The 10,845-nt window shown below is 67.8% G+C and carries 13 protein-coding genes; 5 read left to right on the top strand and 8 right to left on the bottom strand.

Annotated elements, in window-relative coordinates; translation table 11 throughout:
• Positions 1 to 51 precede the first annotated feature (51 nt).
• Positions 52 to 645 carry a peptide deformylase gene (locus QOC76_RS29520; protein WP_526363262.1) on the bottom strand — a complete coding sequence of 198 codons (594 nt, stop codon included), beginning with the start codon at positions 643 to 645 and terminating at the stop codon, positions 52 to 54.
• Between the two features lie 124 nt (positions 646 to 769).
• Here QOC76_RS29520 and napA point away from each other — a divergent pair, with 124 nt between their 5' ends.
• The 5 genes from napA to QOC76_RS29495 are packed head-to-tail and all read left to right on the top strand — an operon-like array spanning position 770 to position 4,049.
• Positions 770 to 1,078, top strand: coding sequence for a nucleoid-associated protein NapA (gene napA / locus QOC76_RS29515; RefSeq protein ID WP_526363260.1), 309 nt, complete (start codon positions 770 to 772; stop codon positions 1,076 to 1,078).
• A gap of 40 nt (positions 1,079 to 1,118) precedes the next feature.
• On the top strand, positions 1,119 to 1,592 hold the full coding sequence (locus tag QOC76_RS29510) for a LytR C-terminal domain-containing protein (RefSeq protein ID WP_526363258.1): 474 nt from the start codon (positions 1,119 to 1,121) through the stop codon (positions 1,590 to 1,592).
• A 9-nt stretch (positions 1,593 to 1,601) separates the two neighbouring features.
• Positions 1,602 to 2,300 carry a superoxide dismutase[Cu-Zn] gene (gene sodC / locus QOC76_RS29505; protein ID WP_526363256.1) on the top strand — a complete coding sequence of 233 codons (699 nt, stop codon included), beginning with the start codon at positions 1,602 to 1,604 and terminating at the stop codon, positions 2,298 to 2,300.
• Positions 2,281 to 3,411, top strand: a complete 1,131-nt coding sequence (locus tag QOC76_RS29500; RefSeq protein ID WP_526363254.1) for a glutamate--cysteine ligase — start codon at positions 2,281 to 2,283, stop codon at positions 3,409 to 3,411. The genes sodC and QOC76_RS29500 overlap by 20 nt, the downstream gene beginning before the upstream one ends.
• Before the next feature lie 2 nt (positions 3,412 to 3,413).
• Positions 3,414 to 4,049 (top strand): LON peptidase substrate-binding domain-containing protein, encoded by a 636-nt coding sequence (locus QOC76_RS29495; RefSeq protein WP_526363252.1) that lies wholly within the window; start codon positions 3,414 to 3,416, stop codon positions 4,047 to 4,049.
• A gap of 4 nt (positions 4,050 to 4,053) precedes the next feature.
• On the opposite strand, the gene QOC76_RS29490 is transcribed toward QOC76_RS29495, so the two are convergent.
• The 7 genes from QOC76_RS29490 to QOC76_RS29460 form a co-directional block, all read right to left on the bottom strand.
• The gene (locus QOC76_RS29490; RefSeq protein ID WP_526363250.1) at positions 4,054 to 4,965 is read right to left on the bottom strand and encodes an SAM-dependent methyltransferase; all 912 of its coding nucleotides are present in this window, start codon (positions 4,963 to 4,965) and stop codon (positions 4,054 to 4,056) included.
• Positions 4,966 to 5,089: 124 nt separating this feature from the next.
• Positions 5,090 to 5,431, bottom strand: a complete 342-nt coding sequence (gene mnhG / locus QOC76_RS29485; protein ID WP_526363248.1) for a monovalent cation/H(+) antiporter subunit G — start codon at positions 5,429 to 5,431, stop codon at positions 5,090 to 5,092.
• The gene (locus QOC76_RS29480) at positions 5,428 to 5,760 is read right to left on the bottom strand and encodes a monovalent cation/H+ antiporter complex subunit F (protein WP_526363246.1); all 333 of its coding nucleotides are present in this window, start codon (positions 5,758 to 5,760) and stop codon (positions 5,428 to 5,430) included. The genes mnhG and QOC76_RS29480 overlap by 4 nt, the downstream gene beginning before the upstream one ends.
• Positions 5,757 to 6,290 (bottom strand): Na+/H+ antiporter subunit E, encoded by a 534-nt coding sequence (locus tag QOC76_RS29475; protein ID WP_526363244.1) that lies wholly within the window; start codon positions 6,288 to 6,290, stop codon positions 5,757 to 5,759. The genes QOC76_RS29480 and QOC76_RS29475 overlap by 4 nt, the downstream gene beginning before the upstream one ends.
• Positions 6,287 to 7,888 (bottom strand): Na+/H+ antiporter subunit D, encoded by a 1,602-nt coding sequence (locus tag QOC76_RS29470; RefSeq protein WP_526363242.1) that lies wholly within the window; start codon positions 7,886 to 7,888, stop codon positions 6,287 to 6,289. Before QOC76_RS29470 ends, QOC76_RS29475 begins: the two co-directional genes overlap by 4 nt.
• On the bottom strand, positions 7,885 to 8,355 hold the full coding sequence (locus QOC76_RS29465) for a Na(+)/H(+) antiporter subunit C (RefSeq protein WP_526363240.1): 471 nt from the start codon (positions 8,353 to 8,355) through the stop codon (positions 7,885 to 7,887). Before QOC76_RS29465 ends, QOC76_RS29470 begins: the two co-directional genes overlap by 4 nt.
• A partial coding sequence (locus QOC76_RS29460) for a Na+/H+ antiporter subunit A (RefSeq protein WP_526363238.1) occupies positions 8,352 to 10,845 on the bottom strand: 2,494 nt, incomplete at its 5' end. The genes QOC76_RS29460 and QOC76_RS29465, both read right to left, overlap by 4 nt.

Here is a 10,845-nt window from a genome sequence, read left to right as displayed (position 1 = left end):
GGAGGTCGGGCCCGTTTTCGATCCCCAAGTCGCTGCGCTCCTGCCCGCCGGTTAGTGACCGAAGGGGTCGGGATCCTCGCCGGGCGTCCAGGTCAGCCCCGGCACACCCCAGCCGTGTGACTTGATGCTGCGCTTGGCGGCCCGCGCATGCCTGCCGATCAGGCCGTCGACGTAGAGGGACCCGTCCAGATGTCCGGTCTCGTGCTGCAACATGCGCGCGAACAGACCGCTGCCCTCAAGGGTGATCGGGGTGCCGTCGGCGTCCAGGCCCGTGACGCGCGCCCAGTCGGCCCGGCCCCTCGGGAAGGACTCGCCCGGCACCGACAGGCAGCCCTCGTCGTCGTCGTCGGGGTCGGGCATGGTCTCCGGAACCTCGGACGTCTCGAGCACCGGGTTGACCACGACCCCGCGCCGGCGGGTGGTGCGGCCCCGCTCGTCGGCGCAGTCGTAGACGAACACCCGTTGCGATACTCCGATCTGGTTGGCGGCCAAGCCGACCCCGTACGCGGCGTCCATCGTGTCGTAGAGATCGTTGATGAGGTCGGTCACATCTGCCGGCAGCGAACCGTCGTCGCCGACGGGCACGGGACTGGTCGCGGTGTGCAGGACGGGATCTCCCACGATGCGGATGGGTACGACGGCCACGATGGGCAAGCTTAAGTCAGCCGACTCGCGGGCACGATCACGGCTCAACTCCTGCTCCCGTGATTGAATGTCAGCCGTACGAGCGGAATGTCTTTGCACTGTCGGAGAGGGCCCAGGGAGCGAAATGGACGGCGCCATGGCGCGGACTGAGCGATCCGGGGACGATTCCGAGCTCGCCGACGGGTTGACCCGCCGCGAACACGACATCCTTGCCTTCGAACGACAGTGGTGGAAGTACGCGGGTTCCAAAGAGGACGCCATCAAGGAGCTCTTCGCGATGTCGGCGACGCGTTACTACCAGGTGCTGAATGCGCTTGTCGACCGGCCGGAGGCGCTGGCGGCCGATCCGATGCTGGTCAAGCGGTTGCGCAGGCTGCGGGCCAGCAGGCAGAAGGCGCGCGCCGCACGCAGGCTGGGGTTCGAGGTCACCTGACCTTGCCGGCCGACGATCGGGTCTGGATACAGTGGGTTCGATGAATCAGCGAGAATCCTCCGGGTTGCCTCTGCGCGCCATGGTCATGGTGCTGCTCTTTCTCGGGGTGGTGTTTCTGCTGGTCGGGTTCCAGGCCATGGGGTCGGGCGACGACGGCGACAGCAGCTCGCCGACGGGCGTCACCACGGTCACCTCCACCCCCACGACCGCCGCGGCGGCGGCATCCGGTGACGCCGCGCCCGCCAAGGCCGATGTTCGGGTTTTCAACATCTCCGAGGTGCCGGGTGCCGCCGAGAGCACCGCGAACCGACTGCGCGACGCGCACTGGAACGTCACCGAAACCGGAAACCTGACGTTGCCGGGTGTCACCGCCACCACGGTGTACTTCGGCGAGGGCCCCGGTGAGCGGGAAGCCGCCGACGAGGTGGGCAAGTTGCTCCAGGCGCCGGTCGAGCCGCGGACGCCGGAAACCGCCGAGCAACCGCCGGGCGTGATCGTGGCGGTCACCGGCTAGGCTTTTGGTATGCCGATCTCAGCCCCGCTTCGCCTTTTCGCTGCCGCGGCGCTCATCGTTCCGGTCGCGAGCGCGTGCAGCCCCAACGAGCCGGTAGCCACCCAACCCGGCACCACTCCGTCCGTCTGGACCGGCTCCCCGGCGCCGTCGGGTACCCCAGGTAAAGGCGCGACCGAGGCCGCTCCCGCGGGCGAGAAGCTGACCGCCGACCTCAAGTCGCCCGACGGCACCACCGTCGCCACCGCCGACTTCGAGTTCAGCGGCGGCTACGCCACGATCACGGTGAAGACCTCCGCACCTGGGCAGCTGGCCCCCGGTTTCCACGGCCTGCACGTCCATGCCGCGGGCAAGTGTGAACCCAACTCGGTGGCTCCGACCGGCGGCGCTCCCGGTGACTTCAACTCCGCGGGCGGGCACTTCCAGGTGGCCGGCCACACCACGCACCCGGCCAGTGGTGACCTGACCTCACTGCAGGTGCGTGGGGACGGCTCGGCGACATTGGTGACGACCACTGACGCATTCACCGCCGCAGACCTACTCGCCGGCGCCAAGACCGCGATCATCATCCACGAGAAGCCCGACAACTTCGCCAACATCCCGCCGGAGCGCTACCAGCAGATCAACGGCACTCCGCCTCCCGACCCAACCACGCTGGCTACCGGCGACGCCGGGAAGCGGGTCGCGTGCGGTGTTATCGGCACCGGTTAGCAGTCGGATAGATTTCGCCGGGTCCGCCCGGCCGACCGTCGGCGTCGAGTGGGAGTTCGCCCTCGTCGACGCCGAAACCCGCGACCTCAGTAACGAGGCCGCCGCGGTGATCGCCGAGATCGGTGAAAACCCGCGCGTCCACAAGGAATTGCTGCGCAACACCGTCGAGGTTGTCACCGGCATCTGCGACAACGCGGGTCAGGCGATGGAGGACCTGCGGTCCACCCTGCTGCCTGCGCGCCAGGTTGTGCACGACCGCGGCATGGAGTTGTTCTGCGCGGGCACGCATCCGTTCGCGAAGTGGTCGGCGCAGAAGTTGACCGACGCTCCGCGTTACGCGGAGCTGATCAAGCGCACACAGTGGTGGGGCCGCCAGATGCTGATCTGGGGCGTGCATGTGCACGTCGGCGTCTCGTCGGCGCACAAGGTCATGCCGATCGTCACCTCGCTGCTGAACCAATATCCGCACCTGCTCGCGCTGTCGTCGTCGTCGCCCTACTGGGACGGCGTGGACACCGGGTATGCGAGCAACCGGGCGATGATGTTCCAGCAGCTGCCGACGGCGGGCCTGCCGTTTCACTTCGAGACCTGGGCGCAGTGGGAGGGCTTCGTTCACGACCAGAAGAAGACCGGCATCATCGACCACATGAACGAGATCCGTTGGGACATCCGGCCTTCGCCGCACCTCGGCACGGTGGAGGTCCGCATCTTCGACGGCGTCTCCAACCTCCGCGAGCTCGGCGCGCTGACTGCGCTGACCCACTGCCTGATCGTCGACCTGGATCGACGGTTGGAGGCCGGTGAACAGCTGCCCACAATGCCGCCGTGGCATGTGCAGGAAAACAAGTGGCGCGCAGCGCGTTACGGCCTTGACGCGGTGATCATCCTGGACGCCGACAGCAACGAGCGGTTGGTCACCGAGGACCTCGACGCGCTGCTCAACCGGCTCGAGCCGGTGGCTAAGTCCCTTGGCTGTGCCGACGAGCTGGCCTCGGTCGCCGACATCTACCGGCTGGGTGCGTCCTATCAGCGTCAGCGGCGCGTCGCCGAAGACAGCGACGGCGACCTGCGCGCGGTGGTCGACGCGTTGGTCGGTGAGCTGGACATCTAGCCGTGCCGACCATTCCGATGTTTCCGCTGGAGCGGGCCATGCTGCCGGGCGAGGAGTTGCCACTGCGGATCTTCGAACCGCGGTACTCGGCGATGATCTCCGATTGCCTCGCGATGGACGACCCGGCGTTCGGCGTCGTGCTGATCGCGGCTGGACGTGAGGTGGGTGGCGGCGACGCCCGCAGCGATGTCGGGACGCTGGCGCATATCACCGAGGTCGCCGATTTCGGTGACGGCCGATACCGGCTCAACGCTGTGATGGCCGAACGTATCAGGGTGCTGGAATGGCAACCCGACAACCCGTATCCACGGGCCGCGGTCGAGATGTGGCCCGACGAGCCGGGTGAACCGGTCGGGCCCGACGCCATCCGCGACGTCGAGGACCGCATGATCGCGCTCTTCGAACGGATCGCGAGCGCCCGCGGTGCCGAGGTCAGCGGACGGGATATCGTGGCAGGCGCCGACGCGGCGCCCGACGCGGCGATGTGGTTGTATGCGTTGACAAACCGGCTGCCGATGGGGCAGGCCGACAGGTATTCGGTGCTGGCAGCGCCGACCAACGCGGTGCGGGTGGCAGCGCTGAACGACGCCGTCGAAACCGTCAGCGCGCTGGTCGAGTTTCAGTTGTCGGGCGAGTAACCGGTCAGGATCGGAGCCGCCCGGCGGCGGCATTGAGTCTCGCCTCGACGAAAACGGTTCGCGGCGTTGTGTCGTCGTCGGTCGTGCGGCTGAATCTCTTCATCAGATCCGCAGCATCGATCGCCGAGACTTCCCAACCGTGCGCCGAGAACCAGTCGGTGACCTCGGTGCGGTCCTCGATGAACCACAGATCCGCAACGTCGGGTGCTTCGGCGGGCACACCCGCCTCTTCGCGCATCTTCCGCATCCGTTCCCGGCGGCCGGCCAGATACTCCGGGTCGAAGAAGCCGGCTCCGAAGGCCTCGATCGCGACGCGGCTGCCCTGCGCGCTGAGATCGGCGATGCGCTCGAACAGCAGATCCTGGCCGGCTGCGGGCAGGTAGGGCAGTAACCCCTCGGCCGCCCACGCCGTCGGCTCGCCCGGGTCGAATCCGGCCTCGCGCAACGCCTTCGGCCAGTCGTGCCGAAGGTCGCCGGGTACCGCCACGTAACGGGTTGCGGGTTCGATGGCGCGGCTGTGCAGCGTCTCGGTCTTGAACGCCAGCACCTTCGGCTGGTCGATCTCGTAGACGACGCTGCCGTCGTTCCAGGGCAGCCGCCACGCCCTGGCGTCGAGTCCCGCGGCGAGGATCACCGCCTGGTCGATGCCGCCCGCGCCCGCCGCGATGAAGAACTCGTCGAACCATTTCGTGCGCGACGCCGCGTATCCCGCTATGGAGCGGATCCTCTCGGCCACGTGACGCTGCGGCATCTGCCAGCCGCGCGCGATGGCCTCGTCGACGAACACCTCCGCGAACGGGTCGGTGAACAGCGGACACTGCGACGTGGACTCTTGAGAACGCGCCCACGCCACGCCGAGTGCAGTCGCGCCGACACTTTCGGTGATGTCCCAGGAGTCGTCGTCAGTTCTGGTCATTCGTTCCGCCTTCGGTGTACTTTGCTCGGTTCCCGCTCGCTCCGGTCCTCGCTCGTTCCTCGCTGCGATCCTCACTCCCGCTCGCCTTCGGTGTACTTTGCTCGGCTCCCGCTCGCTCCGGTCCTCACTCCCGCTCGCCTTCGGTGTACTCGTGTAGCTGATCTGTGGTCAGCATGTCGTGCACGTTCTGTTCGCGGTATGCCAACTGCCCGACTCGATTGGCGACGACCGGCGCGGTGATCAAGGTGAACATGCCGGTCAGGATCAACATGCCGACATCCACATTGCCACGCAGCCGGATCGCCGCGCCGATCAGCACCAGCAGCAGGCCGAGCACCTGAGGTTTGGTGGCTGCGTGCATGCGCGACAGAGTGTCCGGGAAGCGGACGACGCCGATCGCGGCGGTGAGCGCCAGCGTCGACCCGCTGAGTACGAGCACGGCCGTGACGATGTCGGGGATGTTCACCGGGGATACCTGCTCTCGCCCCTGTATCTGCTCCTCGCGTGCGCACCGTTGTATCTGCTCCTCGCGTGCGCGCCGACGCCGGGAACGCGGAACCGCGCCACGCTGACCGAGCCGACGAAGCTGATCAACGCAAGCGCGGTGAGGCCGTACGTGACGGTGGTGTCCAGGCTGAACGCGGCCCAGGTTCCGATGGCGCACATCGTCACCGCCACCAAGGTGTCCAGCGCTACGAGGCGGTCAAGCGTGCTCGGCCCGGCGAGGATGCGGAACATCACGATCGCCGCGGCCGCGGTCAGCAAGACAGCGGCGATGATCCAGACGGGGGTCATGCGGTCTCCTTGTTGGTCGACGGCTGCCAGTCCGCATCGCGCTCGAACGCCGCCACCAGCAGCCGCTCGATCTGCTCGACCTGCCGGTAGAAGCGGGCAACGGCCTTCTCGTTGCCGACGTCGATGACGTGCACGTAGACCAGTCGCCGCTCCTGGTCGACCTCCAACACGATCGAGCCGGGTATCAGCGACATGATGTTGACGGCCAGTGCCAGCACCAGATCCGACTTGATCGCCAGCCGGGCGCGCAGCACCGCGCTCAGCAGCGGCGGTCCCGGCTTCACCGCCAGCCAGGCCACCTGCACCGACGACAGCACCAACTGATAGGCGACGACGACGACCAACCGCAGCAGCGACAGCGGATGCAGCCGCCCCTCGATCGGTACCGCGGGAAGCGGCAACAGCACCGTGATCACCATGGCGATCGCCAGACCACCCAGAATGTTGGCGGCGGAAAGCTTGCCCCACAGCAGAACCCACACCAGCATCAGCCAGCACAGCACCCACACTCGCAGCACGTGACGTCTCATGGCCTCACCTCGGAGAGGACCGCCGAAATGTATTGGTTGCGGTCGATCACCTCGGCGGCCGCGCGTTCGCTGTAGGACACGATCGGGCCCGCCAGCACGGTCAGCGTCAGCCCGACCACGATCAGCGCTCCGGTCGGGGCCAGCATGCCGACCGGCATCCGCCCGACATCGCCACGCTCGTTCAACGCGATGTCCTCGGCGTCGTCGAGCAACGCCGAAGGTGCGGCCGCCGCGAGATGTCCCTCCGGGGCGTCGGCGCGGGCCCGCCAGAACGCCAGCGTCCACACTCGTGCCACCACGTACAGCGTCAGCAAGCTGGTCACCACGCTGCCACCGACCAGCAGCCACGCCAGCACCGAACCGTTCTGGGCGCCCGCCTCCAACAGCGCGACCTTCCCGATGAACCCGGAAAAGGGCGGAATACCACCCAGATTGAGCGCGGGAACCACGAAGACGAACGCCAGAACAGGACTCGCGGCGGCCAGTCCGCCGAGCCGTTGAAGCGTCGACGCGCCCGCCTGGCGCTCGATCAGGCCGACGACGAGGAACAACGTCGTCTGCACCAGAATGTGATGCGCCACATAGTAGATCGCGCCGGACAGCCCGAGCTCGCTGGACAGCGCAACCCCGAACACCATGTAGCCGATGTGGCTGACGAGGGTGAACGACAGCAGCCGCTTGATATCGCTCTGCGCAATGGCGCCGAAGATGCCGACGAGCATGGTGAGAAACGCCGCGACCATCAACATCCGGTCCAGTCCGCCGCCGGGGAACAGCAGCGTGTGCGCCCGGATGATCGCGTATACACCGACTTTCGTCAGCAGTCCGGCGAACACCGCCGTGACTGGTGCGGGCGCGGTGGGATAGGAGTCGGGCAGCCACGTCGACAACGGGAACACCGCCGCCTTGATGCCGAACGCGACGAGCAGCACCGCGAACAGCGCGCTGCGGGTACCCGAGGCGACGCCGTCCAGCCGGGTGGCCAGCTCGGCCATGTTGAGCGTGCCGGTGGCCGCGTACACCAGTGCGATGCCGATCAGGAAGATCATCGACGACACCATCGACACCATCACATACGAGATGCCGACGCGCACACGTTCGGTGCTGGCGCCGATCGTCAGCAGCACGAAGCTGGCCGCCAGCAGCACCTCGAAGCCGACGAACAGATTGAACAGGTCGCCTGCCAGGAACGCGTTGCACACGCCCGCGGCCAGGGCGAGATAGGTGGGCAGGAAGATGGACACCGGTTGGCGTTCGTCGCCGTCCCTGATGCCCTGCCCGATGGCGTAGAACACCACAGCCAGCAAGACGATCGACGAGACGACCATCATCAGCGCCGAAAGCCGGTCCACCACAAGCGTGATGCCGAGTGGACCCATGCCCGGCACACTCTGCGACCAGCCGCCGACGTGCAGTACGAGCGTGCCGTCGCGGTCGGTCAGGTAGAGCAGCGCCGCGCACACCGCGACGACCGCCGTCAGCGCGGCGAGGGTGATGGCGCGCTGCAGCCGTGGCCGGCGCCCGACGAACATCGTCGCCGCCGCACCGAGCAGGGGGATCAGCACGGGCAGCGGGGTCAACACCCCCGAGATGCTCATCGTGAGCCCTCCAGCCCGGGCAATGCGTCCAGCTCGTCGGGTTCGTCGGTGTCGTGCGCCGTGTCCGGCTCGGGGCGGCCTTCGTCGAAAGCCGTGGCCTCCTCGTCGGACATCTGCGAGACGCGGGTGTCCTCCGGGTCGTTGGCGACTTCCTCCTCGGTCGTCAGCCGGTAGGTCCGGTAGATCAGCGACAGCACGAACGCCGCGATGCCCATGCTGATGACGATCGCGGTGAGGATCATCCCCTGCGCCAGCGGGTCTGCCGTGGTGGTGTTGCCGTCGCTGATGCGGCCGCGCACCGGCGGATTACCCGACGGGCCGCCGACGAGAAGGATCAACAGGTTGACGGCGTTGCCGATGAGCAAAAGGCCCAACAACATTCGGGTCAGGTTGCGTTCCAGCAGTAGGTAGACCCCGACGCTGGTGAGTCCACCGACCAGTATCAGCGGAACGAGAAAGGCGGTCATCGAGGCGTCACCGCCGCGGGTCGCTGTTCGGCCAGGTCTTCGTCTACCCGCGCGCCGAGGCTGCGCAGCACGTCGAGAACGAGGCCGACGACGATCAGATATACGCCGAGGTCGAAGAACAGCGCGGTGACGAGTTTGACGGTGCCGAGAACCGGAATGTCGAACTGAAGCACCGCCGACGACAGCACGGGCGCACCGAGCAGCAGCGAGGCCGCCGCGGTGCCCGCCGAAAGGGCCAGCCCGACGCCCAGTATCTTGCCTGCGTCCAGCGGCAGCGCCTCGCCGAGTTCGTATCGGCCACCCGCGAGATACCGCAGCACCAGCGCGAGGCCTGCGGTCAGCCCGCCCGCGAAGCCGCCGCCGGGTGTGTTGTGGCCTGCGAAGAAGAAGTACGCCGACAGCACCATGATGAGTGGGAAAATCATCCGCGTCGCGACCTCGAGCACCAGCGACCGGTTCCGCGGATCGCGCAGCTCGCTACCGCGCAACCAGGTGATGTCGCCCGCCGCCGGGCTTGTCGCGATCACCGCAGGTGGCGCGGTATCGGGCCGGCCTGCGTCGGCGACACGCGGTGCGGCACCGAAGCGCCTGTGCCGGAACACCATTGAGGCCACCCCGGTCGCGGCCACCAGCAGCACCGAGATCTCGCCGAGGGTGTCCCACGCGCGGATGTCGACCAGCAGCACGTTGACGGTGTTGGCGCCGTGTCCGCGGTAGTAGGCGGCGTCGGGCAGCAGCGCGGCGATCGGGACGCCGGTGCGGGCGGCCATCGCGAACACCGCCAGCGTGGTGACGCTGGCACCGACGGCCAGCGCGAGCGCCGCCCTGGCCAGCCTGTGCCTGCGGATGTTGCCGTGGTCGGACTCGGCGGGCAGCGTCCGCAGCACCAGCACGAAGATGACCAGCGTCAGCGTCTCCACCAGAAACTGGGTCAACGCCAGGTCGGGTGCACCGTGGAACGCGAAGATGGTGCCGCAGCCGTAGCCGGTCACGCCGACCAGCAGCACCGCCGCGAGCCGGTTGCGCATCGCCGTCGCACCCACGGCGGCCACCAGCGTCAGCAGCCCGACGATCACCTGCAAAGGCGACCCCCACAACGCCAGCTCGGGCCGGTCGCGTGCCCCGAGCGTCAGCGCCACCACCGGCACAACCGCGAGCGTGAACAGGATCACCGACTGGGTCGCGGGTATCGATCCACGCTGCGTGGTGCCGGTCAGCCGGACCGAAAGCACGTCGGCGCCGCGGATCACGGCGTCGTAGATGCGGTCGGCGTTGCCCAGCGGTTGATACGCCAACCTCGTCCGCGGCAACCGCGACCGCGCGAAGAAGACGACGGTGCCGACCGCCAACACGAGCACCGAAAGAAGCAGGGGCAGATTGAATCCGTGCCAGAGCGCCAGTTTGTAGTCGGCGCCGCCGGGAACTGTGTCGGCGTAGGGGTCCAGTGCCTGTTCGAGCGGGCTCGGCCACAGCCCGAAGAGCAGGCCTGCCGCGGCCAGAATCGCCGAAGGAGCGAGGAATGTGGCGGGCACGGCATACATCTCGGCCACTCGCTTGCTGGGTTCGGGCCTGCCCTTCTTGCCGAAGGCGCCCCAGAGGAAGCGGAGGCTGTAGATGGTGGTGAACACCGAGCCCGCGACGATGGCCGCCAGCACGAACGGCGCGGCATGGCCCAATGACTCACTGTGTAGCAGGGTTTCGTAGTCGGCCTCTTTGGCGACGAAGCCGAGGAACGGCGGCAGCGCGGCCATACTCGCGGTTGCGCCGGCGGCGATGACGAGAAGCGGCTTACTGCGCGCTCCGAGCCAGGCCAGCCTGCGAATGTCGCGGGTGCCGGTCGCATGGTCGATGATGCCGACCACCATGAACAGTGCGGCCTTGAACATGGCGTGCGCGCACAGCAGCGCGAGCCCGGCCAGCATCAGGTCGCCGCCGCCCGCGCCGACCATCACGGTGATGAAGCCGAGTTGGCTCACTGTGCCGAACGCCAGGATCAGCTTGAGGTCGTATTCGCGCACCGCGCGCCAGCCCGCGAGCAGCACCGTCAGCACGCCGAGGGTGACCACCACCGGCCGCCACGGCGGCGAGTCGGCGAAGCCCGGCGTCAGGCGTGCGACCAGGTAGACACCGGCCTTGACCATGGCCGCGGCGTGTAGGTAGGCGCTGACCGGCGTAGGGGCGGCCATCGCGCCCGGCAGCCAGAAATGCAACGGAACGATCGCCGACTTGGCAAGTGCGCCAACAAGAACCAGCACGATGGCGACGGATGCCGCCAGCCCGGACGGCGGCGCGGCTATCAGCTCGGACAACAGGTAGGTGCCCGAGATGGTGCCGAGGATGACGATGCCGACCAGCATGGCAAGGCCGCCTGCCGTGGTGACGAGGAGCGCCTGCACGGCGGCTTTGCGACTGCTGACGCGCTCGGCGTAGTGACCGACCAGCAGGAAGGACAGCACGGTGGTCAGCTCCCAGAACACGTAGAGCAGCAGC

The organism is Mycobacterium sp., from assembly GCF_032159565.1.
GTDB lineage: Bacteria > Actinomycetota > Actinomycetes > Mycobacteriales > Mycobacteriaceae > Mycobacterium.
The sequence above is the reverse complement of the archived record's forward strand: the minus strand, read 5'-3'. Positions and strand labels throughout refer to the sequence as shown.